16 protein-coding genes are annotated in these 23,502 nt (G+C 72.6%); 9 read left to right on the top strand and 7 right to left on the bottom strand.

What is annotated here, in order from left to right:
* The first annotated feature begins 37 nt into the window (after positions 1-37).
* The 5 genes from K8556_RS20945 to K8556_RS20925 all read left to right on the top strand — a co-directional run bounded on the left by K8556_RS20945 (position 38) and on the right by K8556_RS20925 (position 11,752).
* Positions 38-6,793: a methyltransferase domain-containing protein gene (locus K8556_RS20945; protein ID WP_223741841.1), complete on the top strand. Its 6,756-nt coding sequence runs from the start codon at positions 38-40 to the stop codon at positions 6,791-6,793.
* A gap of 24 nt (positions 6,794-6,817) precedes the next feature.
* Positions 6,818-7,669, top strand: coding sequence for a diaminopimelate epimerase (gene dapF / locus K8556_RS20940; RefSeq protein ID WP_223741840.1), 852 nt, complete (start codon positions 6,818-6,820; stop codon positions 7,667-7,669).
* A 34-nt stretch (positions 7,670-7,703) separates the two neighbouring features.
* Positions 7,704-9,554: a response regulator gene (locus K8556_RS20935; protein WP_223741839.1), complete on the top strand. Its 1,851-nt coding sequence runs from the start codon at positions 7,704-7,706 to the stop codon at positions 9,552-9,554.
* 24 nt (positions 9,555-9,578) lie between these two features.
* Complete coding sequence (locus K8556_RS20930) at positions 9,579-11,081, top strand: DUF4388 domain-containing protein (RefSeq protein WP_223741838.1); 1,503 nt, start codon at positions 9,579-9,581, stop codon at positions 11,079-11,081.
* A gap of 71 nt (positions 11,082-11,152) precedes the next feature.
* A complete protein-coding gene (locus K8556_RS20925) occupies positions 11,153-11,752 on the top strand; it encodes an RNA methyltransferase (RefSeq protein WP_223741837.1) in 600 nt (199 codons plus the stop codon).
* Between the two features lie 13 nt (positions 11,753-11,765).
* Here the strand turns inward: K8556_RS20925 and K8556_RS20920 are convergent, their stop codons facing one another.
* Positions 11,766-12,008, bottom strand: coding sequence for a hypothetical protein (locus K8556_RS20920; protein ID WP_223741836.1), 243 nt, complete (start codon positions 12,006-12,008; stop codon positions 11,766-11,768).
* Positions 12,009-12,150: 142 nt separating this feature from the next.
* On the opposite strand from K8556_RS20920, the gene K8556_RS20915 reads away from it, so the two are divergent.
* The gene (locus tag K8556_RS20915) at positions 12,151-13,476 is read left to right on the top strand and encodes a lipopolysaccharide assembly protein LapB (RefSeq protein WP_223741835.1); all 1,326 of its coding nucleotides are present in this window, start codon (positions 12,151-12,153) and stop codon (positions 13,474-13,476) included.
* Here K8556_RS20915 and K8556_RS20910 read toward each other — a convergent pair.
* Entirely contained in the window at positions 13,457-14,776 is a 1,320-nt protein-coding gene (locus K8556_RS20910; protein WP_223741834.1) for a pitrilysin family protein, read from the bottom strand. The two genes, K8556_RS20915 and K8556_RS20910, sit on opposite strands and share 20 nt — an antisense overlap.
* On the bottom strand, positions 14,773-16,314 hold the full coding sequence (locus tag K8556_RS20905) for a HAMP domain-containing sensor histidine kinase (RefSeq protein ID WP_223741833.1): 1,542 nt from the start codon (positions 16,312-16,314) through the stop codon (positions 14,773-14,775). Before K8556_RS20905 ends, K8556_RS20910 begins: the two co-directional genes overlap by 4 nt.
* Positions 16,315-16,436: 122 nt before the next feature.
* Between K8556_RS20905 and K8556_RS20900 the strand changes: the two genes are divergently transcribed.
* On the top strand, positions 16,437-17,954 hold the full coding sequence (locus tag K8556_RS20900; RefSeq protein WP_223741832.1) for a kelch repeat-containing protein: 1,518 nt from the start codon (positions 16,437-16,439) through the stop codon (positions 17,952-17,954).
* Between the two features lie 85 nt (positions 17,955-18,039).
* Here the strand turns inward: K8556_RS20900 and K8556_RS20895 are convergent, their stop codons facing one another.
* Entirely contained in the window at positions 18,040-19,101 is a 1,062-nt protein-coding gene (locus K8556_RS20895; RefSeq protein WP_223741831.1) for a cell envelope biogenesis protein TolA, read from the bottom strand.
* Between the two features lie 117 nt (positions 19,102-19,218).
* Here K8556_RS20895 and K8556_RS20890 point away from each other — a divergent pair, with 117 nt between their 5' ends.
* Positions 19,219-20,118 (top strand): 2-oxo acid dehydrogenase subunit E2, encoded by a 900-nt coding sequence (locus K8556_RS20890; RefSeq protein ID WP_370639949.1) that lies wholly within the window; start codon positions 19,219-19,221, stop codon positions 20,116-20,118.
* 7 nt (positions 20,119-20,125) lie between these two features.
* On the opposite strand, the gene K8556_RS20885 is transcribed toward K8556_RS20890, so the two are convergent.
* Positions 20,126-21,031 (bottom strand): AraC family transcriptional regulator, encoded by a 906-nt coding sequence (locus K8556_RS20885; RefSeq protein ID WP_223741830.1) that lies wholly within the window; start codon positions 21,029-21,031, stop codon positions 20,126-20,128.
* Between the two features lie 109 nt (positions 21,032-21,140).
* On the opposite strand from K8556_RS20885, the gene K8556_RS20880 reads away from it, so the two are divergent.
* A complete protein-coding gene (locus tag K8556_RS20880) occupies positions 21,141-21,884 on the top strand; it encodes an SDR family oxidoreductase (RefSeq protein ID WP_223741829.1) in 744 nt (247 codons plus the stop codon).
* Positions 21,885-21,899: 15 nt separating this feature from the next.
* On the opposite strand, the gene K8556_RS20875 is transcribed toward K8556_RS20880, so the two are convergent.
* Both K8556_RS20875 and K8556_RS20870 read right to left on the bottom strand, forming a co-directional pair.
* The gene (locus K8556_RS20875) at positions 21,900-22,856 is read right to left on the bottom strand and encodes a zinc metalloprotease HtpX (protein ID WP_223741828.1); all 957 of its coding nucleotides are present in this window, start codon (positions 22,854-22,856) and stop codon (positions 21,900-21,902) included.
* 163 nt (positions 22,857-23,019) lie between these two features.
* A complete protein-coding gene (locus K8556_RS20870; protein ID WP_223741827.1) occupies positions 23,020-23,439 on the bottom strand; it encodes a hypothetical protein in 420 nt (139 codons plus the stop codon).
* Between the last annotated feature and the right edge of the window lie 63 nt (positions 23,440-23,502).

Here is a 23,502-nt window from a genome sequence, read left to right as displayed (position 1 = left end):
TCCAACGCTACAGTCCTGGGCCCGCCGGGATCATCATTTGCAATCCACCTTTCGTCGCCTGGGGCCCAGCGAGCTGCTGCCCCGCTACATCTTCGCGGAGAGCCTGTTCGCGCGCCGACGTGTGCTCGAGGTCGACGCCGTCGCGTCCACGGGCGGCGAGAGCGCGCGCTTCCTGGTGGAGCGGGGCGCGCGCACCGTGGTGGCGTGCGACGCGGACGTGGCCGCGGTGGAGGCGGCGCAGAAGGCCCATGCGCACCCGCAGGTCCGCTACCGCGCCAACGTCTATGACGACCTGGAGGCGGGGAGCTTCGACCTGGTGCTGGTGACGGACCTGGCGCCCTACGTGCGCGCGCCGGAGCTGCTGGCGGAGCTGGCGCGGCTGGTGGCCCGGCAGGGCTTCCTGGTGGGCGGCCTGCGCAACATCGCGGGGCTGGCGCTGCCGCAACTGCTGGAGCCGGAAGAGGCGGTGCCGCCCACGTACGGGCAGCTCCTGGACGCGCTCACCGCGCACTTCCCGCATGTGGAGGTGGCCACGCAGTCGCCGGTGCTGGGCTACCAGCTCGCGTTCGAGCGGGGCGAAGGGCTGCAGGTGGACGGCTCGCTCGTGCGGCACAGCGAGGCGGCGTACTTCGTGGTGATGGCGGGCCTGGAGCCGGCGCGGGTGGTGGACCCCACGTGGGTGCAGTTGCCGCCGGAGCCGCTGGCCTTCACGCGCGGCAAGCTGGACGAGGTCGCGGCCCGGGCGAAGACGTGGGAGGAGCGGGCGGGGCGGCTGAAGGAGGCCGTGTCCAGGCTTCGCGCGGAGATTGGTGACCGCGAGGCGGAGGTCGTGGCCCTCAAGCCGGCGCTGGAGGGCGCGCGGCAGGACATGGCGCGGCTGACCGCGCAGTTGGAGCAGGCCCGGGGCACGGTGGAGTCCGCTCGCGAGCGGGACGACCTGAGCAGCCGGCTGCGTCGCCGTGAGCTGGAGCTGCAGGTCGCGACGGAGCGGATCGCGGACGCGGACCGGCGGCTGACGGCGCAGCGCCTGGAGGTGGAGGCGGCGCAGCGCGCGCAGGCGGACGCGGGCGTGCAGGTGCTGGCCGCGCAGGAGTCGCTGCGGCTGGAGCGGGCCCGGCGCGAGGAGACGGCGGCGACGCTGGACGAGTCTCGCGAGCGGCTGACGCAGGCGTACACGGAGCTGCGCGCGCTTCAGGACGAGCTGGGCTCGCTGCGCATCGACCGGGAGCGGGACCGGCTGGCGGCGGAGCGCGCGCAGGACGCGGCGGAGGACCGGCGGCGTCAGGCGGAGGCGGCTCGCGAGCGGGAGCTGCGCATCGCGGAGCAGTACTCGACGGCGCTCGCGGCGGTGGAGCACCTGAAGGCGGAGCTGGCGCGCGCGCAGGATTCGGCGCGGACGGCGGGCGACGCGGTGCCGGTGAAGGAGGCGGAGCTGGCGCGTGCGCGCCGGGAGCTCGCCGAGGCCCAGCAGCGGATGCACTCCGCCGAAGGGGCGCGCAAGGACGCGGAGGCCCGGCTCGCGGAGCGCGAGGCGTCGCAGCGGGGGCTGGAGACGGAGCTCACCAGCGCGCGTGAGGCGGAAGGCCGGCTGCGGCAGGAGCTGGAGGGCCGCGCGCAGTCGGAGTCGGCGGCCCGGGCGCTGGCGGCGCGGCTGGAGGAGGAGCTTCACGGGGCCAGGCTGCGCCTGGAGGCGCTGGAGGCGGAGCAGAAGCGCGTCGAGTCCGCGCAGCACGTGGCGGGGCAGCGGCTGGCGGCGGCGGAGACGGAGCGCGTCCGCGTGGAGGCCGCGCTCGTCCAGGCCATCGACGCGGAGCGGGGCCAGGCGCAGGCACGGCTGGAGGAGGCGCTGGCCCAGTCTCGCGCCGAGGCCGACGAGCGGGTGACGAACGCGCTGGCCGCCGCGCATGCCGACGCGGATTCGCGTCAGGAGCGCGCGCTGGCGGAGGCCCGCGAACAGGAGGAGGCGCGGCTCGCGCGAGCGGTAGGAGAGGAACGGGAGTTCGCGGAGCTCGCGCTGACGGAGGCCCGTGAGCAGGCGGAGGCCCGGCTCGCGCAGGCGTTGGAGGAGGCCCGGTCCGACGCGGAGGCCCGGCTCGCGCAGGCGTTGGCGGAGGCCCGGTCCGACGCGGAGGCTCGTGTCGAGCGTGCGCTGGCGGATGCACGCGAGGCGGCGCGGGTGCTGGAGGCGAATCGCTCTGACACGGATTCGCGAGTCGAGCGTGCGCTGGCGGATGCGCGCGAGGCGGCCCAGGCGTTGGAAGCCGCTCGGGCTGATGCGGATGCGCGTGTCGCGCGTGCGGTCTCTGATGCGGCTCAGGCGCTGGATGCGGCTCGGGCCGATGCGGATGCTCGTGTCGAGCGCGCGGTCTCTGATGCGGCTCAGGCGTTGGATGCGGCTCGGGCTGATGCGGATGCGCGAGTCGAGCGTGCGGTCGCGGATGCGGCTCAGGCGCTGGACGTGGCTCGGGCCGATGCGGATGCGCGTGTCGAGCGTGCGCTGGCGGATGCTCGGGCCGACGCGGATGCGCGGGTGGCGAAGGCGCTCGCGGAGGCTGCTGCTGAACGGACCGCGGCCCTGGCGGAGGCGGAGAGCCGGCGCGAGCAGGCGCTCTCCGAGGTTCGTGCCACGGCCTCGGCTCAGCGGAGCCGGCAGTTGGCGGATGTCGAGGCTCGGACCGCGCAGGCCCTCGCGGAGGCGCGTGCCGAGGCGGAAGCCGAACGGGAGCAGGCGTTGGCCGAAGCCCGCGCCGAGTCCGAGGCCGAGCGGGTCCGGCAGTTGGAGGATGCCGAGGTCCGCGCGGCGCGGATGCTCTCGGAGGCTCGTGCCGAAGCCGAGGCGCTCCTGGCCCGCCGGCTGGAAGAGGCCGAAGCCCGCGCGGCCACCGCGCTCGCCGAAGCCCGCGCCGAGTCGAGCGGCCAGACGGAGCAGGTGCTCGCCAACGTGCGCGCCGAGGCGGAGGCTCGTGCCGCCGAGGCACTCGAACAGGCCCGTGCCGAAGCCCGGGACACCCTGGCCCGTGAAGTGTGGGAACACGGGGTCCGGCTCGCGGAGTCGAACCAGGCGCGAGAGACGGCCGAGGCTCGCGGCGCGGAGCTGGAGGCGACGCTCCGCTCGCTGCGGCAGGAGCTGACCGACTCGGAATCCCTGGCGGCGCTCATCCAGGAGGACCTGGCTCGGGAGCAGAAGGCCCGGGCCTCCGCGCAGGCGGAGCTCGACGCGGCTCGCGAAGCGCTGACCCACGAGCAGGAACGGGGGGCTCGCTGGGAGGCGCTGCTCGCCGATACCCAGGCGCAGCTCTTGTCGGAGCGCGAGCAGCAGGCCCGCGCGCAGGTGGCGCTCGCGAACCTCCAGGAGTCGCTCGACGCGGAGCGGGCCCTTCGCTCCCGGCTGGAGGGCTCCGAGTCCTCGTGGAACGAGGCGCAGAGCGCACTGGAGGCGGACCGGCTGCGGCTGGATGCCGCGCTGGGCGTGGCGCGCACGGTCCTGGAGGAGGAGCGCGCGCAGCGGGCCCGGTTGGAGGCGTCGTTCGCCCAGCTCCAGCAGGACTCCGCTTCGGCGCTGGAAGAGGAGCGTGCCCGGGCCGAGGCCTCGCGGGTTTCGGCGCTGGAGGCCCGGACCCAGCTTGAAGCGGACCTGTCGGCGGCGCGTGCCGCGCGGCTGTCCACCGAGGCCGCCTTCGAGCAGACGCGCCAGACCCTTTCCGAGGTCCAGACCGCCTTCACCGAGTCGCAGCGCACGAACGAAGCCGCGTTGCTCGAGCTGCGGCAGGCGCTCGCGGCGTCGGAGGACGAGGCGCGGGGGTACGTCCGGGAGCTGGAAGAGGCCCGCGCCGCGCTGTCGGAGGCGAAGCAATCGCAGGCGGCCCTGGATGCGACGGTGCGCGAGCTGCGCGCGGAGCTCACCGAGGCGCGGCGGTCCGAGGTCGAGGCGCTGTCCTCGCTGGATGATGCACGTACGCAGGAGGCTCAGGACCGCGAGTCGCGCGGGAAGGATGAGGCCGCGCTCCGCTCGGAGCTGGAGACCCTGCGCGAGCGCCTGACCGAAGCGGAGCAGGCGCGGGACGCGGTCCAGAGCCGGCTCACGGAAGTCGAAGCCCGCCGAGCCGAACTGGAAGCGTCGCTGTCGGACACAGAGTCCCGCTTCACTGAAGAGGCTGCGCGTCTCCCCGCGATACAGCAGGCCCTCACGGAGGCGGAGGCCCGCTTCGCGACAGAGACCGCGAGGGGGACCACGCTGGAGCAGGCCCTGTCGGAGGCGGAGGCCCGCCATGCCGCCGCGTCCTCGCAGAAGGCCGCGCTGGAGCAGGCCCTGTTGGAGGCGCAGGCCCGTCATGCCGCGGATGCCGCACGCCTGATCACGCTGGAGCAGGCGCTGTCGGAAGCGGAGTCCCGGCAGTCCACGGAGACCGAGCTTCATGCCTCGTTGACGCGGACGCTCGCGGACGCCGACGCCCGGCTTGCCACGGAGTCCACGCGGCGTGCCGAACTGGAAGCAGCGCTCGCGGAGGCCGAGTCCCGGCAGGCCGCTGAATCCGTGCGGCGTGCCGAACTGGAAGCAGCGCTCGCGGAGGCGGAGTCCCGGCAGGCCGCTGAATCCGCGCGGCGGTCCGAACTGGAAGCAGCGCTCGCGGAGGCGGAAGCCCGGCAGGGCGCGGAGTCCACCCTCCGTTCCGAGTTGGACGCTGCCATCGCCACGGCGGAGTCCACGATTGCCGCCGAGTCCGCTCGACGCTCCGAGCTGGAAGCTTCGTTGAAGGACGCGGAGGCCCGGCTCGCCACCCTGGAGCAGGCCCTGGCGGAGGCGGAGAAGCTTGCCGCCTCCGAGACGTCGCGCCGTGTCGGACTGGAAGCCTCCCTGACGGAGGTGGAGTTCCGGCTCGCCGCCGAGACCGCGAACCTCAGCGCGCTGGAGGATTCGCTCGCGCAGGCGGAGGCCCGGCTCGCGGAGGGCACGCAGTCGCAGGACGCGGCACGTGAGTCCGAAGCCCGGGCCGCGCGGCTCACCGAGTCCCTGACCGCGCGCGAACAGGAGCTGCGCGAGGCCAGTGCCCTGCGGGTCTCCATGGAAGCGCAGTTGGAAGGCGCGCTCTCGCGGACCGAGCGCCAGCAGCAGGACCTGGACGAGCTGCGCGCGCAGTTGGAGCTGAAGGAGCAGGAGTTGATGGCCCTGCGCGTGGAGACGGCCCGCCTGGGCGCCGCGCACCAGGAGTTGATGCGCCTGGGCTCCGAGCTGCAACGGGCGCACGCCGCGCTGCACGAGCGCAGCCAGCAGGTCGGCCGGCTGGAAGCGGAGTTGGTGGACGCCAGCGACCGGCTCGCCGCGACGCGCGAGCACGCGGAAGTGCTCGTGGTGCAGCTCGAAACCGCGCGCCGCTTCGCGGGCAAGGCCACGAACCTGGAGTCGTCGCTGGAAGGCCTGCGCGCGGAACTGGAAGCCGCGCGCGCGGACGCGGCCGAGCGCACCGCCACGCTGGAAGCACAGCTCGCGGCCCTCACCACGCGCGCGGAGCAGGAGCGGACCGACCTGGAGGCCCGGCTCGCGGAAGCCACCGCCCAGGCCGGCACGGATCAGGCCGAACTGGAGCTGCGTCTCACCGAAGCGCTCACCAGCGCAGGGACGGACAAGGCCACGCTGGAGCTACGCCTCACCGAAGCGCTCGCGCGAGCCGGCCTGGAGAAGGCCGAACTGGAGACGCGCTTCAACGAGCGTCTCGCAATCACCGAGGCCGAGAAGGCCGGACTGGAATCACGACTCAACGAACTCCTCGCGAACGCCGGGACCGAGAAGGCCGAGCTGGAGACGCGACTCAACGAGCGCGTCGCAAGCGCCGAGGCCGAGAAGGCCGAGCTGGAGTCGCGCCTCAACGAACTCCTCGCGAACGCCGGAACGGAGAAGTCGGAGCTCGAAACACGCCTCGCCGAAACGCTCGCCCAGGCCGGCGCCGAGCGCTCGGACCTCGAAGCCCGCATCGCGGAGCTCACCGAACAGGCCCGCGAGGAGAGGTCCTCCATCGAAGCCCAGCTCGCGGAAGCCACCGCCCGGGCCGCCGCGGAGCGGGCCGAACTCGAAGCTCGCATCGCGGACCTCACCGCCCAGGCGGACTCCGCGAACTCCGAGCGCGATGCCCGCCTCTCGGAAGTCCAGACACGCGCCGCCACGGAGCAGGCCGAGCTCGAAGCCCGCCTCGCCCAGGCCGCCGCAGAGACCCGCGAAGCCCTCGCCGCCATGGAGTCCCGGCTCGCCACGGCGCTCGAGGACGCTCGGACCGAACAGGCCGCGTTGGAGTCCCGCGTCACCGCCCTGACCCAGGCCGCCGCCGACGCCGAGGCCCATGCCCGCCGCGCGGACTCCGAACGCGAGCGCCTCCAGTCGGACCTGACCGTCGCCCGCGCCGCCCGCGTCCGCCTGGAGGGCCGGACCAACTCCCTGGAGACCGCCGCCGCGGATGCCGCGCGCCTCCTGGACGCCGAGCGCGCCGAACGCGACCAGCTCTCCGCCCGGATCCGCGAACAGCAGGCCCGGCTGGAAGCGTTGGAGACCGAACGCCAGACCCTCCTCCAGGCCCTGGAGGAGGCGAAGTCCGCCGCCGCCCCGCCCCCGGAGGACGTGCTGGAGATGGCCGCGGAGATGGAGGTCCTCCAGGCCCACGTGGAGAAGATGCAGGACCAGCTCGCCGCCCGGGAGGCCGAACTGGCCGAGCTGCGCCGCGCCAGCACCCCCGCCGCCTCGCGCCGGGCCATGCCCGCCCTGGACGTCCCCGCCGCGCCCAAGAAGGTCGGCGAGCGCGAATAAACGCGGGCGTCTACACTTGCCCCCGTGGACGCAAGCGAACGCATCTTCAAGTACCACGGCCTGGGCAACGACTTCGTCGTCCTGGACCGCCGCCGCACCGGCGTGGACATCAACGCGGAGCAGTCCCGCTGGCTGTGCGACCGGCGCCGGGGCATCGGCGCGGACGGGGTGCTCGCCATCCTCCCGTCGTCCCGCGGCCTCGCCCGCATGGTCGTCCACAACGCCGACGGCAGCGTCGCGGAGATGTGCGGCAACGGCCTGCGCTGTGCGGTGAAGTATCTGGTGGACCGCTCCGGCGAGCACCCCGCGCTCATCGACGTGGAGACCGGGGCCGGCGTGCTCACCTGCGAGCCCGGCTATGGCGACGGCGGCGTCGTCGGCGTGGACATCTCCATGGGCCCGGCGCGGCTGGTGGCCGCGAACCTGCCCTCCGGGACGACCGGCCAGCCCTTCGTCAGCGCCCCCGTCCCCGGCCACGAGGGCCTGCTCGGCACCGCGGTGAACATGGGCAACCCGCACCTGGTGCTCCTGGACCAGCCCCTGGAGGCCGCCGAGCGCCTGGGCCCCGGCCTGGAGCGGCACCCCGCCTTCCCGGACCGCACCAACGTGGAGTTCGTCCGAGTGGACGAGGACGGCCTCACCGTCGTCGTCTGGGAGCGTGGCTGCGGCCTCACCCAGGCGTGTGGGACGGGGGCGTGCGCGTCGGCGGTGGCGGCCGTGCTGGCGAAGCGCCTGCCCTCGAATGCCTGGCTGCGCGTCACGCTGCCGGGCGGCGACCTGAGAATCCGCGTTCCGGACGACCTGTCCGACATCCGGCTCCGAGGCCCCGTGGCCTTCGTCTTCGAAGGCGTTGTCGCGCTTCCAAGGGCCCGATAGCCTTCGGTTTTCCTCCCTTCGCCCCCCGAGCGCCGTGGCCGGTCCCATCCTCGTCGTCGACGACGACCTGTTCTTCCGACAACTCGCCACGGACCTGCTGTCGCGCCGGGGGCACCGCGTGGTGGCGGTGGAGAACGCCACCCTGGCCCTGGAAGAGGTGGCCCGGGCGACGTTCGACCTGGTGCTCACCGACGTGGTGATGCCCGGCGTGGACGGCTTCGCGCTCACCGCGCGCCTGCGCGAACGCGACCCCGAGCAGGAGGTCATCCTCGTCAGCACGCGCGACGACGTGCAGGGCTCGGAGGTCGCGCTGCGCCTGGGCGTGGCGGACTGCCTGGTCAAGCCGGTGGAGGAGTCGGACCTGCTGCTCGCGGTGGACCGCGCCATGGAGCGCGCCCAACTGCGCCACGAGCGCGCCCGGCTCCAGGACGAGAACCTGGAGTTCGCCCGCTTCCACAACCTCCAGCAGCGCTGCCTGGAGCTGCTCTCCCATCCGGACCTGGAGTGGCTCCAGGAGCGCGTCATCGCGGACCTGGGCGCGGTGTGTGACGCGCAGAGCGCCGCGCTGTGGGTGGTGGACGACCGGGGAGACCTGGCGCTGCGCTCCTACCGGGGCCTGCTCGACAAGCAGTTCCTGCCGGAGAAGATGAGCCCGGAGGGGCCGCTGTCCCTGCGCCTGCGCGAAGCCGCCCCGTGGCTCGCGCGCGATGAGCGCTCGCCGGTGCTGTACGTGCCGCTGGTGGCCGCCGGAGAGGTGATGGGCCTGGCGCAGCTTTCGGATCCGCTCACCGGCGACTTCCGGCTGGAGCACACGCGCGACGCGAAGGTGCTGGCGGACTTCGCCGCGGTGGGCGTGAAGAACGGCCGCAAGCTGATGGCGCTCCAGCGCCTGGGCCTGCGCGACCGCGACACGGCCGCATACAACCTCAGCTACTTCACCGACTACGCGTCCAAGGAGATCTACAAGGCGCGCAGGTACGGGCGCACGTTCTCGCTGCTGACCTTCAGCATCGACAACCTTCCGCTGGTGCGCGTGCGGCTGGGCGCGCAGGACGCGAAGAAGGCGGTGCGCGGCATCATCAAGGCGCTCAGCAAGATCATCCGCGACTCGGACGTCATCGCGAAGGCGAGCGACCAGGAGTTCTACCTCCTGCTGCCGGAGACGGACTTCTTCGGCGCCATGATGTTCGTGCGCCGCGCCGTCGCCGCCGTGCGTGACGAGCCGGAGGTGCAGGACGTGGAGCAGCGCCTGCCGCTCGCGCTCGTGGGCGGGGCCAGCACGTTCCCCAAGGACGGCGAGGACTTCGACGAGCTGGTGCACCGCTGCCGCCGCCGCATGGACGAGCGCCGCGCGTCGCTCCAGCGCCGGCTGATGCTGGACGGGCTGCCGTTCTGGGACGAGGTGGACCTGCTCCTGGGCACGCCCAACAGCCCGCGCCTGCCCACGGACGACCGCGCGGAGCCCAGCCGCAGGGGGAAGGTCGCGGACGTGCTCTTCGACGAGCTCCAGGTGGAGATCGCCCGGGAGCTGGTGCGCGACCCGGGCTCGCGCGGGTTGCTCTACGTGGGCGGCCCGGAGATCCGCGCGGACCTGCCGCTGGCGGTGGGCCTGGAGCAGGCGCCGCCGGACCTGTCGTCCCGCATCTACCTGTTGGGCCGGCGCGTGGATTTGGAGTCGCACGCCGCGCTCACGCCGGTGTTCCTGGAAGGGGACGAGCGGGTGGCGCGCCACGAGTTCATCCTCTGGCTGTCGGAGAGCGCGTCGTACGCGCTCATCCAGCGGCGCGGACGGGGCGCGACGTGGGGGTTCCACACCTCGGACACCGCGGTGGTGGACGGGCTCATCTCCAAGCTGCAGGCCGAATACGACCTGCAGCCCTACTGACGTCACGAAGCGGAGCAAGCGACCTTGGCCCAGGTGCGGAAGATCCTCATCGCCGACCCCGACCTCGACTCGGTGCGCGCCCTGTCGCGGGCGCTGCGCACGAAGGGCTATCAGGTGCACTACGCGCCGGATGGCTCGCGGGCGCTGGAGGTCGCGGTGCTCCGGCACCCGGACCTGACGCTCTTCGACGAGGCGTGCCGCCTGCTGGACGCGCGCACGTTCGTTCAAATCCTGCGCACCAACCCGCGCACGGAAGACATCCCGGTGGTGCTAACCACGTCCAGCCTGGACTCGGACCGGGCGCGGGGCATGCGGGACGGGACGCTGCGCAAGCCCTTCAACCTGGATGAGGTGCTCAGCCGCATCGAGCACATCTTCCGCCGCAACGAAGCGGCCAAGGACCTCAAGAGCGAGCAGCAGGAGATCGAAGGTTCGCTCAGCCAGCTCAGCATCCCGGACCTCATGCAGATTCTGGGCATGAACAAGCGCAACGGGCGCCTGGCGCTGGAGCGCGGTTCGGAGCGCGGGGAGATCACCGTCTCGGACGGCCGCACGGTGAACGCGCGGCTCGGGAGGGTGGAAGGGGAGAAGGCGCTGTTCCGGCTGTTGGCGTGGACGGAGGGCAACTTCACCTTCACGCCTGGAACCAGCGCCGCGCGTCCCCGCATCAACCGCGCCATGGACGACGCGCTGCTGGAGGGCATGCGTCAGTCGGACGAGGTGAACCGCCTGCTGCCGGGTCTGCCGCCGCGCCACACGCGGCTGATGCTGGCGCCGGAGGTGGACCTGTCCGAGGAGCAGCACCCGGTGACGGCGCAGGTGATGGAGCTGCTGCGCCAGCCGCGCGCGCTGGGCGAGGTGTTGGACCTGGCGCCCGCCACGGACATGGAGGTGCTGGGCGTGCTGTCCACGCTGCTCCAGAAGGGCGTGGCGCGCCCCACGGAGAGCGAAGGCCAGAACCTGGGCGGGGGTGACCTCATCGGCGCGGCGGAGGTGCACGCGCTGCGTGGGCGCCTGCTCCGCACCCGCACGCTGGCCAAGGTGGCGACGGCGAAGGTCTTCGTCTGCGGCAGCGGCTCGTCCGCGGCGCGCCGCATCCTGGCGCGGGTGCCGGGGCTGGAGGCGATGTCCGCGGACCCCACCGCGGTGAAGAGCGGCTTCGGGACGCTGGGGCGCCTGGAGCTGAGTGACGTGCTGAACGTGGACTTCTGCGTGCTGCCGCCCGCGGAGGCCGCGCGCCCGCTGTGGCGTCCGTTCAGCGCGGGGGCGATTGGCGCGCTGTTGATGGACAACTCCGAGCCGGCGGTGCGGCTGGCGCACTACCTGGCCTGGGAGGTCCGCATCCCCATCGTGGTGGTGGGCACGGAGGTCCCGGCGCCGCTGCAGGGCGCGCCCGCGGGCGTCATCGCTCCCGGTGAGGACCTCACGGAGGCCCTGCGCGCCATGCTGGTCCAGGCGCTCAACCCCGCGCCCACGCTGCCCGGCGTCACGCAGGTGCAGCGCGCGTCCGTGACGCCGTCTCCCTGACGCATCCAGGGAGGCAGGCGCCGGAATCCGTCCCTCTCGCGGAATGTTTTCCCCCCAGGAGGGGAACACGGATGATCAAGACGCTGAGGGACGCGGAGGAGCTGGTGCGCACGCGCCACGTCATCACCGAGGTGCCCACCCACGGGCCCACGTCCCTCGTCGAACAGGTCATGGGCGGCAGGCCCACCGGGAGCTGGCGCGACCACGCGAAGGGGCGCCTCGCGTACCGGCTGGGGCGCATGCTGCGCGCGTCGAAGGACGTGCTCGCGGTGCGGCTGGTGGAGGGCAAGGTCGCCTTCGTGGACCCCACGCTCTGGCCCGCCGTGTACCGCGTCGCCATGGAGCCCGCTCGCCGCCGCCCGTCACTCCAGGGCCTGTCCCCGGACGCACGCGCGCTGCTCTCCACCGTGGAGCGGGACAAGCGCGTCCAACTGGACAAGGACGGCCCGTGGACCAAGGCGCGCGAAACGCTGGAGGAGCGGCTGCTGGTCCACTTCTCCGAGGCGCAGGATGACGACGGCCGCCACGTCGCGGTGCTGCGCTCGTGGCGGGACTGGGCCTCCGCGTCGCTCCAGGCGGACGCGGCCCGGCTCTCCTACGAGGACGCCCAGGCGCGGCTCAAGGCCGCGTGCGACGGGGCGCCCACGGGCCTGGGGCCCTGGGTCTTCTAATCGCGCTGACGCTTCAGGCGGCCTCGTCCAATATCTCCAGCGCGTCCCGGACGCCCGGCAGCCGGGCGAGCAGCTCGTACTCCGCGGGCTGGAGCATGGACACGCGGCGGCCCGCGACGCGCTCCATCCACAGCTCGATGCGGTGGTCTCCGTCCGGGTTGACCTGGCGGGAGATGCGCGCGCGCCGGCCCTCCTTGTGACAGGCCAGGATGTCCTGCTGGAGGCTGCGCAGACGGCGGAACACCTTCAGCGCCATTCGACCCTCGGGGGTGTCGAACGTGTGGAAATGCCGGTTCCGCGACAGCGGCCGGCTGGGATCATGAAGCCTCTCCACGAGGCGGCGCACGAAAGGGTCCATCGACGGAGAAGGATAACATCCGCTACCCTGTCCCTCAGCGATGCCCCCTCGATTTTTCCCCCGTCCCTGGACGCTCGTCCTGCTCCTGCCGCTTGCCTGCAAGGACCCGGAGACGGCGGCCGCGCAGAAACAGGCCGTCCAGGTCCAGAACTCCCTGTCCCAGGGCCGTGAGGCGCTCTCGCAGGGCCAGTACGCCCGCGCCATCTCCGAGCTGCGCAAGGCCGCCAACGCCGCGCCAGAGAGCGTGGAGCCGCTCCTCCTGTTGGCCAGGGCCCACCAGGGCGCCGGCAACCCGGGCGCGGCCATCCTCACGCTGAAGCAGGCGGAGGGCCTCATCCCGGGCACGGACCCCGTCATCCAGAAGCAGCTCTCCGACCTGTACATGGGGGAGGGACAGATCCCCCAGGCCATCTCCACGCTCGTCTCGCTGCGGGACGAGGGCAAGCTGTCCAACGAGGACATCCTGTCGCTGGCCCGCCTCCAGGCGCGGCAGGGCCACCCGGACGAGGCCTTCACCACGCTGGAGCGCATCCTCCGGGAGAACCCGGACGACGCCCCGACGAAGACGGTGGAGGCCGAAATCCTGCTCATGAAGGGCGAGGAGCTGCTCGCGGCCAACCTGATGGACCGCGTGCTCCAGGGCACCCCCAGCTTCACGCCCGCGCGGCTGCTCCGCGCGCGCTACTTCCTGATGAGCGGCGTCTACGACATGGCGGAGGCGGACCTCCAGTCCGTGCCGCCCGAGGACGCGGACACCACGGACGTGGTGGCGATGAAGGCCCGCGTGCTCATGGCGCTCGGGCGCCCGGTCGAAGCCGAAGGCGCGCTCCGCAAGCTGCTGGAGGACGACGCGGAGAACGCGGAGGCCACCGCGTGGCTGGCGGAGATCGTCTGCGCCCAGGGCCGCGCGTCGGAGGCCCAGCAACTGGTGGACCGCGCGCTGCACCTGCGCCCGCGCTTCGCCCGCGCCCTGTACGTGCGCGGCCGTGTGCTGGAGGAGCAGAGCGACGCGCGCGGGGCGGAGGACAGCTACCGCTTCGCCCTCAAGGCGGAGCCCGCGTTCCCGCCCGCGCTGTCGCGCATGTGGCGGCTGCACCTGAAGGCCGGCCGCAAGCCGGAGGCGCAGGAGGTGCTGGAGCGGCTGGCGGGCCTGAACGAGGCGTCCGTGGAGGAGAAGGCCGCGCTCGCGAACCTCTACGCCCAGTTCGAGACGCAACTGCCGCGCGGCAGGAAGCTCATCGACGAGGCCCTGAAGCGCGAGCCGCAGAACCCCGAGTACCTGCGCATCCAGAAGGCCATCGACAAGGCGACGCCCAAGAAGAAGAAGGCCCCCACGGGGCCCATCATCATCCGCGGGCGGCGCTGACGGCGGGCGCGGAGGAGGGCAGCCCCTCCGCGTCCAGGACGACCTTCTCCAGCGCCTTGTGCCCCTTGCGCTGGCCCACCGCCACCACGAGCAGGTTCTCGCGGGTGAAGTAGCGCCGGGCCACCTCGCGCACCCGCGCGGCCGTCTGGCGGTCCACCTGATCCGCGCGGTGTCCGAACGTCTCCGGCCGGCGGAACAGCTCCACGCCGCCGAACCACCCGGCCAGCTCCCCCGGCGAGTCCTGCGAGAACTCCAGCAGCATCCGGTGGCGGCGCTTGGCGCGGTTCAGCTCCTCCTCGCTCGCGTCCTTGTCACAGAGCTCCGCGAGGCAGCGCAGCGCCTCCGCCACCACGAGCGACGCCTTCTCCGGCGCGCTGGCCGCCTCAATCTCGAAGAGGCTGAGGTCGTGGTACGTGTCCAGCCCCGCCTGCACCGAGTACGCGAGGCCGCGCTTCTCCACGATCTCGAACGGCAGCCGCGACGACAGCCCGTCGTCCAGCAGGCGCCGGAGGATCTGCAGCGCGGGGAAGTCCTCGTGCTGCTCCGGCACGGCGCGGAAGGTGAGCTTGAACTCCGTCTGCGACTCGTCGTGGGAGACGAAGTGGAAGTGCGGCCCGGGGCCCAGGGGCGGCGGCGCGCTCTCCGTGGTGGCGCTGCCCTTGGGCAGGTGCGCGAAGGCGCGCTCGGCCAGGGCCAGCACCTCCGAGTGCTTCACGCTGCCCGCGGCGGACACCACCAGGTTGCCGGCCACGTAGTGCCGGGCGAAGTGCTCCAGCACCTGGGCGTGGGTGAGCGCCTTCACGGACTCGCGGGTGCCGGCGATTTTGAGGGACAGCGGGTGGCCGGGGAACAGCAGGCGCTTGGACAGGTTGTCCAGGTCGATGTCGCGCCCCTTGTCGTCCACCTCGTCGAGCATCTCCTCCAGGATGATCTGCCGCTCCACCTCCATGTCGGTGAGGCGGGGGCGGGTGAGCATGTCGCCGATGACGTCCAGGCCCACGCGCAGGTGCGACGGGTGCAGCGGCGTGTAGTAGTAGCCGTGGTCGCGGGTGGTGGCGCCGTTGAGGTTGCCGCCCACCTCCTCCACGGCCGCGTTCATCTTCACCGTGTCCGGCCAGGCCTCGCTTCCCCGGAAGAAGAGGTGCTCCAGGAAGTGGCTGACGCCGTTGTTCTCCGCCGTTTCGTGGCGGCTGCCGGTCCTCACGTACACGGCCAGGAGGGCGGTGTGCAGGTGGGGCGTTTCGACGGTGACGACGCGCAGCCCCGAGGGCAGCACGTCCCGGTACGGTGTAAAGCTCATGCGCGAGGAAGCCTTAACACGAAGGTCGTCCCCTGGCCGGGAATACTCTGGCAGGAGAGCGAGCCCCCGTGGGCCTGGAGGATCTGTTGGCTCACCGCGAGCCCCAGGCCCGTGCCGCCCTCCTTGGTGGTGAAGAAGGGCTCGAAGAGGTGGCGGCGGACCTCCTCGGTCATGCCGTTGCCGGTGTCGCGCACGGTGACCTCCACGTCGCCCTCGTGCGGGGCGGTGGCCACGGTGAGCTGGCCCCCCGTGGGCATGGCCTCGCGGCTGTTGCGGAGCAGGTTGAGGAACACCTGCCGCAACTGGCCCTGGTCCGCGAGCACGCGGGGCGTGTCGGGCGCGAAGTCGCGCACCACCTCCACGCCCGCGCGCACCAGCTCCTCGCGGGTGAAGTCGAGCACGCCGTCCAGCACCGCGGTGATGTCCTCCGGCTCCAGGTCCGGCCGGGCGGGGCGGGCCATGCGCAGGTACTGCTCGGTGACGTCGGTGAGGCGGTCCACCTCATGGGTGACGGCGGAGAGCAGCTCGCGCGCCTCCGTGGCGGTGTCCTGGGAGTCGAAGCTCGCGCTGTCCACCGCGTCCTGGAGCAGCTCCACGTTGAGGCCGATGGAGGACAGGGGGTTGCGCACCTCGTGCACGATTTGGGCGGAGATGCGGCCGACCGCGGCCAACTGCTCCGCGCGCATCAGCGCCTCCGCCTGTGACTTGAGCTGCGCCTCGCGCGCCTGGAGCGAGCGGGCCATCTGGTCGAACTCGCGCGCGAGCAGCGCGACCTCGTCCTCGCCGCGCACGCCCAGTTGGGCGGAGTAGTCGCCCCGGCCGATGCGGGACACGCCTTCAATCAGCGTGCGCACCGGGCGCAGCGTGCGGGCGGACCAGGCGGTGACGCCCACGCCCACGCCAATGGCCATGATGGACAGCGCGATGATGGTGAGGCCCGTCCTGCGCTCGCGCTCCTCCGCGCCGTCCACGCGCTCGCGGATGCGGTTGGTCAGCGTCGCGCGCAGCACGCGCAGCTCACGGCCGATGGCGCTCTCCAACTGGCGCAGCTCGGCGGTGGCGCGCGCCACCTCCTGGCTCTCGGGGGACTCGGACGCGAGCGCGGCGAACACGGCCTCCACCGCGTGGCCGTAGGCCTGGGAGTTGCGCGCCAGCTCCGCGAAGCGCGAGTCCAGCTCCATCACGAAGCGGACCTCTCCCTCCGGGGCGAAGGTGAGCACCTCGCGGGCCTTGGCGCGGGCGGCCTCCAGGCGCTGGGCCATCTGGGGTGCGTAGTACAGGCTCGCCAGCCGGATGAGCGCGCGGCGCGTCTCCACGCTGTTCTGCTCCAGCACGCGCTCGGTGTCCTTCTCCTGGCTCGTCTGGAACGTCTCCAGCGCGGCGGCGTCCTGGGACAACTGGAGGTAGCCCTGGCTGACGAGCCGGATCTCCAGCCGGTTGCGGTGCAGCTCCGCCACGCTGAAGAGGGACACCGCCCCGAACGTCAGCAGCACCAGCGCGTAGCCCAGGAAGATGCGGGTGGCGAGCGAGAGCTTCATGGAGGAGGGCACAGGACATACGTCCTGGAGCGGGCGCATTACAGCGCAATCCCCACCGCGCCGCCTGCTTCCGGCCGGCTGGACTCCACCCCTCCGGGGAGGGGGCTGGTAGCGTCCACCGCATGGCACCGCGCTTCTTCCGCTCCACGCTCCTCGCCGCCGCCCTGGTGTCCCTCACCCCCGCGTGCGGGGTGAAGGAGGTCCGCCCCTCCCTGGACCTGCTCACCGCCTCCTGCGCGGGCACCCAGCCCCTGGCCGGGGTGACGCACCTGCGCTTCCGCGTGACGGGCCCGGGACTCGACGGGCCCCGCGAGCGCGTGTCGACGGTGCAGTGGGCCCCCGAGGACGTGCCGGCCCTGCCGCCAGGGAGCGCGCGCGTGCTGGAGGTGCGGGCCTACGCGGGGGCTCCGGACCAGGGAGGACGGTTGGTGTCGCTGGGGCGCACCGCGCCGTTCGACGTGGCGGAGGGGCAGGCGCCCAGGGTGCGCGTCTTCCTGCGGAGGCTGGGGGAGTTCGTGCCGGTGAACCTGGCGGCGGACCCGAGGACCTGCGCGTTGCCGGCCGAAGCGCGCGCGGCGCACACGGCCACGACGCTGCCGGATGGGCGGGTGTGGCTCGCCGGTGGCTACCGGCCCCAGCCGGATGGCACGCGGCCCGTGTCCCGGACCTCGGAGGTGTTCAACCCGGCGGACGGCACGTTCAGCGCAGGGCCGGAGGTGGGCGCGAGGGCCTTCCACACGGCGTCGCTGCTGCCGGATGGCCGCGTGTTCGTGGCGGGCGGCGCGGAGTCCTTCGCCCCCGTCTCATTGCAGTCCACGGCGCGCCTCGTGGACGTGGCGACAGGCGTGGTGGAGGCGCTCACGCCCAAGGTGGCGCGCTACCAGCATGCGGCGGCGGTGGATGCGGAAGGTCACGTGGCGCTGGTGAGCGGACGCGCGGCGGACGGCGGCACGGTGGGCGAGCTGGAAGGCTTCGACGCGGCCACGGGGCTCTTCGTGTCCTCCGGCACGCCGCTCCGCCGCACGGACGTCGCGCTGGCGGTGAGGCCGGACGGGATGGACATCCAGGTCGTGGGGGGCGTTGATCCCCTGAAGAAGGCCGAGACCGACGTACCGGCCTTCAGGTTCCAGAACGGCTCCCTCGGGGCTCTCCCGGCAGGGACGGCGCTGCGCATCGGCAGGCAGGGGGCCGCCGTGGCGATGTTGGGCCGCGCCGATGAGTCTCCAGCGCTCCTGGTCATGGGCGGCTTCGACGGCGCGGAGCCGGAGCAGGGCGCGCGGCCTGTCGGCGCCTCCGAGTTCCTGGACGGTGTGCTCTCCGTGCGTGACGGCCCCGCGCTGATGCCCCGGGGCAACCTGTGCGCGGTGACGCTGACGGACGGCCGCGTCGTGGCGCTGGGCGGGCGGGGCACCGGCTTCGGCACGACGTACGCGGTGCCGTGGGCGGAGCTGATCACCCCGCACGCGGGCGCGCAGCCCACCGTGCTGGGCCTGCCGCTGATGCCGCAGCCGCGCGTGTGGCACACGTGCTCCGCGCTGCCGGACGGCTCCGTGCTGGTGGTGGGCGGCGTGGACGACAGCACCGGGGAGATCCGCGCCAACACCGAAGCCCTGGTGGTGATGCCGCCGCCGCGCGACTGACGACGGCAGGCCCTCCGGAAACACGAAGGCCCCGCGTCCCGGTGAGGGGACCGCGGGGCCTTCCTGCTTCACGCCGGGGTGCGGCTCAGGCGTTGGACGGCGGGGCCTCGGAAGGCTTCGCCTCGCCCTCGGTGGACGCCGGCTCGGGGGCGGCCGGGGCCTCCGTGGGCGTGGCCGCGGCGGCGGCGCGGGCCTCCGCCTCGGCGCGGGCGCGGGCCTGCTCTTCGCTGCGCTGGTCGCTGGCGGCGACCTCGTCCGGCGTCAGCTCCGTGCGGTCCGCGAGCATGCCCGTCTTCTTCTCCAGGTCCTTGATGGCCCGGCGAAGCAGGTCGCGCTCCAGGAGCGTGCGGTTGAGGCGCTTCTCCAGCGCCTTGTACTTGTCCTTGCCCAGGTCGGCCTCGGACTTCGTCACGGACAGGATGCGCGCCTGCGTGTCGGCGCGGCCCTTGAGCCGGCGCACTTCCTTCTCCAGCTCCGCGGCGCGCGCGCGGTCCTTGTTCGCCGCCTGCTCCAGGCGGTTCATCTTCTCGCGGTCCGCGTCGTTCAGCTCGCGGTAGCGGCGCACGGGCTCCGCCGGGGCCGCGGGCGTCACGGCCACCGCCGCGCTCACCACGGGCTCGCTCGCGGGCGCGGCGATCTGCTCCGCGGGCGCAGCGGCGGCCACGGGCGTCTGCGTGGGGACGGCGGCGGCCGGGACCTCACGGCGGCGGGGGCCATTGCGCGACTCGGTCTCCGCGCGCAGCCGGGCGTTCTCCGTCAGGGCCTGCGCCAGCTCCGCGCGGGTCTGCTCCAGTTGGATGCTCGCGTTGCGCTCCACCTCGGCGCGGGCCTTGGCCAGGTCGTTCGACCCCTTCTCGCCTTCCTTCTGCTCGAAGAGCTTGCGCTTGGTCTGCTTGAGCTGCTCCTTGACCTCCTGGAGCTGCGCGCGCTGCTCGTCCAGCTCCTTCTGCTTGCGCTGGACCTCCGATTCCGCCTTCGCGCGCGCCTTGCTCTCGGACTCCAGCTCGCCCCGGAACGACGGCGCGGAGGAGGAAGAGGAGAGCGAGGGGCGGCCCGCGTTGGCTCCAGCGCCGCTCTTGTCTCCGAAGAGCAGCAGGCCGAGCGTCACGGCGAACCCGACCGATACGAGGATGAGTGCAACCAGCAAGGGAACGACCTCCACAGAAAGATGCAAAAAGCGGGGCAGCCTACCGCCCGGACATGGCGCGTCAAGGCTTCACTGGCAGGCAACCCGGCGGGCCCCACCCACGGTGCTGGCCGGGCCGTGGCGTCCCCCCGCATTCCGGCTCCCCTCCCGGCGCCGTCCTGGGGCACGCTCACGCCCATGGCGCACCTGGAGCTGAAGCCGAAGCGGGACGTGTCGAGCTTCCGCAAGCTCGCCATCGGGAGTTGGGCGACCGCGTATGATCCGACGGTCTACGGCACGCTGACGGTGCGCATGGACGCGGCGCTCGCCTGGCTGGACGCCTTCCACCAGCGCACCGGCGTGCGGCTCACCGCGACGCATCTGGTCATCAAGGCCGTGGGCGAAGCGCTGCGCCGCTGCCCGGACGCCAACGCGCTGCTGCGCTACCAGCGCATCTACCTGCGCCAGCGGATCACCGTGTGCGCGGTGCTCCCCGGCGCGGATCAACGCGGCCTCACGCCCGTGCGCATCGAGGACGTGGACACGAAGTCCGTGCACGCGCTGGCGCTGGAGGTGGAGTCCACCGCGGCGCGCGTGCGCGAAGGCCGGGACGCGCAGGTGGAGCAGGGCCGCCGCCTCCTCGAGCGCGTGCCGCACCTGTTCCTGAACCGCTTCACCGGGCTCGTGTCGTTCCTCACGTACACGCTGAACGTGGATCCGTCCTGGCTGGGCCTGCCCCGGGATCCGTTCGGGTCCGCGGTGGTGGTGGACGTGGGCGCGCTGGGGCTGGAGACGGCGTACCTGCCGCTGGCGCCCTTCACCCGCGTGCCTGTCTTCCTCGCGCCCGGCGCGGTGCGCGAGGTGGCGGTGGTGGAGGAGGGCAGGGTGGTGCCCGGCCACGTGATGAACATCAACGCGTCCTTCGACCACCGCTTCCTCGACGGCTACCACGCGGGCGTCATCGCCAGCACGCTGCGGGAGATGCTGGAGCACCCGGAGGAGGCCTTCGGTCCGCTCCCGGCTCCATCGGCGGAATAGCCCGCCGTCAACGCTGTCCGCTCCCGCGAGCGAAGCGTCCGGGAGGCTGGCCCACGCGCTTGCTGAACGCCGCGGTGAAGGTGCTCGCCGAGCTGTAGCCCACGCGCTCGGCCACCTCCGTGATGGAGAGCTCCTGGCCGCGAAGCAGTCCCCTCGCGACGGCCATCCGCCAGTCCAGCAGGTACTCCATGGGGGGCAGGCCCACGGTGCGCGTGAAGCGCTCGAAGAACACCGTGCGTGAGAGCGCCGAGCTCTTCGCGAGCTGCGCGACGGTCCACGGCCGCGTGAGGTGGCGGTGCATCTGGCGGATCGCGGGTGCGAGCCGCGCGTCCGCCAGTCCGCGCAGGAGCCCCGGAGGTGTGTCGCCGCTCGGCGTTGAGCGCAGCGCCTCGATGAGCAGCAGCTCCACGAGCCGCGTCAGCACCAACTCGCGCCCCGAGCGCTGTTCGCTCGTTTCGTCGCGGACGAGCTGGACCAGCGTGGAGAGCCGCTCCACGCCGCGCACGTGCACCAGGACCGGGAGCAACGACACCATCAAGGCCGCGTCAGGCGAGTCGAAGACGAAATAACCCCCGAGCAAGCGCACGTCCGGGCGGCCACCCCGCCGGCCGTGACGCACCTCCCCGGTGGGGGAAGGGGCCACCTTGGGGTCGACACGCTCGGGCGTCACCGGCTCGAAGCCAGAGATGGTGAAGCCTGGCGTCGCCGGCAGCAGCACGAAATCGCCCCCCTCGAGCGTGAGGGTCGGCTGTCCGTCGACGGCGAGCCGGCAGCCCCCTTCGAGCACCGCACAGAAGCTGGGCTGCCCGAAGTCCGAGTAGCGGACACCCCATGCGCCAGCGCCGCTGATGCCCTTCGAGAAGATGGCCCGGGGCTGAAGCAGCGCGATGACTTCCGAAAGAGGGTCGGTCATGCCCGGACGCTAGCAAAAGAAATGCGGACTCCCCGTAGTGGAGCGTCCTGAACGCCGCCGGTACCTTCAGGACATCAACGCCGCGCGAGTCGCGGCCAAAGGAGGCGGCATGAAGACGGTGCTCATCACGGGATGCTCTTCGGGTTATGGACTTGAGACGGCGCGCCACTTTCACGCGCAGGGCTGGAACGTGGTGGCCACCATGCGAACGCCGCGGGAGGGTGTCCTCCCTGCCTCGGACCGGCTGCGCGTGGTGCCGCTCGACGTGACGAAGCCGGAGAGCATCGCCGCCGCGCTGGAGGCGAGCGGGCCCATCGACGTGCTCGTCAACAACGCGGGCATCGGGCTCATGGGCGCCTTCGAGGCCACGCCGATGGCCACGGTGCGCGAGGTGTTCGAGACCAACGTCTTCGGCGTCATGGCGATGACGCAGGCGGTGTTGCCGCGGCTTCGCGCACGCAAGTCGGGCGTCATCGTGAACGTGACCTCCAGCGCGACGCTGGCCCCCATGCCGCTGGTGGCTGTCTACACCGCCAGCAAGGTGGCCATCGAAGGGTTCACGGAGTCGCTCGCCTTCGAACTCGCGGACTTCCACCTGCGCGTGAAGCTCGTCGAGCCGGGCTATTGCCCCGACACCCGCTTCACGAGCAACGGCACGCCCCGGATGGAGGGGCTGTTCCCCGAAGCGTACGCGCCCTACGCCCAGCGCATCTTCGCCTCGCTGGGACAGCCCTCCGCGGTGACGCGCGAGTCCGACGTGGCGGAGGCCATCTGGCGTGCCGCGAACGACACGTCGGGGACGCTCCGCTTCCCCGCCGGGCCAGACGCGGTGGCGCTGGCCCGGTCGGCGTGAACGGCCGGGAGCCTGTCAGTACGCATACTCCCAGCCGCCACGGCCGCGGGCGCGCTGGCCCATCCGCGCGCTCATCTCGCGCAGCCGGCGCACGCGCTCCGGGATGGGCGGGTGCGTGGAGAACAGCGACATCACCCCGCCGTGGTGCAGCGGGTTGACGATGAACAGGTGCGACGTCGCGGGGGCCCGGTCATACGGCATGAGCTCCGCGCCGCGCTCCATCTTCAACAGCGCGCTCGCCAGCGCATCCGGGTCGCCGCACAGCTCCGCGCCCGTGGCGTCCGCGCCGTACTCGCGCGAGCGGCTCACCGCCAGTTGCAGCAGCGTGGCCGCGATGGGCGCCACCAGCAGCAGGCCCAGGTTGGACAGCGCCCCGGCCAGGCCGCCGCCCTCGTCGTCGTCGCTGCGGCTGAGCATGCTGCCGCCGAACCAGAAGAGCATCTGCGCCGCGTAGCTGATGATGCCCGCGAGCGTCGCCGCCACCGTGCCGATGAGCGTGTCCCGGTTGCGCACGTGGCCAATCTCGTGCGCCAGCACGCCCTCCAGCTCGCGCCGGTCCAGGATGTCCATGATGCCCGCCGTCACCGCGACGGCCGCGTGGCTCGGGTTGCGGCCCGTGGCGAACGCGTTCGGCTGCGCGGTGGGCAGCAGGTAGACCTTCGGCTTCGGCATGCCCGCGCGCGCGGCCAGCCGCTCCACCATCTCATGCAGCCACGGGGCCTGCTCGTAGGACAGCGGCTGCGCGCCGTGGATGGCCAGCGCGATGCGGTCGCTGAACCAGTACGAGCCGAAGTTCATCACCACCGCGAAGAGGCCCGCCATCATCAGCCCCTGCGCGCCGCCCAGCCGCTGGCCGATGACGAGCACCAGGGCCGTCAAGCCCGCCAGCAGTACGGTCGTCTTCAATGCATTGCCCAGCCGGTGCCACCCGCCGCCCTTGAGCGCCGGTGCGGCCGGTCCTCGGGTTGTCATGTGGGGGTCACGCTGCGCCATGGTCCTCGTTCCGTGCCTTTCGCCCCGTCAAGGGGGCCACACGAAACGTAAGCAGGAGCAGGGGGGCGTCAACGTAACGGGGCCAGGCTACCCCGGAGGCCCATGGCCCCGGCCGGCGCCCGTCCCAAAGGTAGTGCCGGCCTTAAAGATAGAAACGATCCGCCACGCCCGCCGTACGCTGGAGGATGGCGCTCCAACCGAGCCAGACGTCAATGCCACTGCCGCCCGCCTTCGACTCGCTCCCCAGGGCACCGAGCGAGCCCGTGCAGCCCGCCACCAGGCCCAGCCCGGACTCGCGCACGTGCTCGAGGAGCGCACGCACGGTGGGCATGCCGCGCGCCTCGAAGCGGTCCGCCACGTCCTCGCGTCCGGCGAAGTCCGGTTCGTCCAGCCTGTCCAACAGGAAGCGTTCCAGGGCCCACCAGAACAGGTACACCTCCGCCCGCCGTCCGGCCGCGGTCGCCGCCGCCGCGATGGAGAGGCCCTGGTGCACCCGGTCGTATTCACCACTGTGCAGGAAGACGACGACCCTGTTGTCCGGCGCGCTCACGCGGTCGCTCATACCGTCCAGAAGCCACCGCGTCCATTCACGCCCGGAGGGGGACCGCTGGGGCCCTTTGGCTTG

The organism is Corallococcus sp. AS-1-12 (assembly GCF_020036995.1).
Taxonomy (GTDB): domain Bacteria; phylum Myxococcota; class Myxococcia; order Myxococcales; family Myxococcaceae; genus Corallococcus.
Note: the sequence above shows the minus strand (reverse complement) of the source record. Positions and strands in the feature narration are given on the sequence as shown.

Excerpts from the sequence above, each read along its gene's own strand:
- K8556_RS20925 (WP_223741837.1), top strand. The coding sequence starts at position 11,153 with ATGATCAAGACGCTGAGGGACGCGGAGGAGCTGGTGCGCACGCGCCAC.
- K8556_RS20920 (WP_223741836.1), bottom strand. The coding sequence starts at position 12,008 with ATGGCGCTGAAGGTGTTCCGCCGTCTGCGCAGCCTCCAGCAGGACATC.
- K8556_RS20915 (WP_223741835.1), top strand. The coding sequence starts at position 12,151 with ATGCCCCCTCGATTTTTCCCCCGTCCCTGGACGCTCGTCCTGCTCCTG.
- K8556_RS20910 (WP_223741834.1), bottom strand. The coding sequence starts at position 14,776 with ATGAGCTTTACACCGTACCGGGACGTGCTGCCCTCGGGGCTGCGCGTC.
- K8556_RS20905 (WP_223741833.1), bottom strand. The coding sequence starts at position 16,314 with ATGAAGCTCTCGCTCGCCACCCGCATCTTCCTGGGCTACGCGCTGGTG.
- K8556_RS20900 (WP_223741832.1), top strand. The coding sequence starts at position 16,437 with ATGGCACCGCGCTTCTTCCGCTCCACGCTCCTCGCCGCCGCCCTGGTG.
- K8556_RS20885 (WP_223741830.1), bottom strand. The coding sequence starts at position 21,031 with ATGACCGACCCTCTTTCGGAAGTCATCGCGCTGCTTCAGCCCCGGGCC.
- K8556_RS20880 (WP_223741829.1), top strand. The coding sequence starts at position 21,141 with ATGAAGACGGTGCTCATCACGGGATGCTCTTCGGGTTATGGACTTGAG.
- K8556_RS20875 (WP_223741828.1), bottom strand. The coding sequence starts at position 22,856 with ATGACAACCCGAGGACCGGCCGCACCGGCGCTCAAGGGCGGCGGGTGG.
- K8556_RS20870 (WP_223741827.1), bottom strand. The coding sequence starts at position 23,439 with ATGAGCGACCGCGTGAGCGCGCCGGACAACAGGGTCGTCGTCTTCCTG.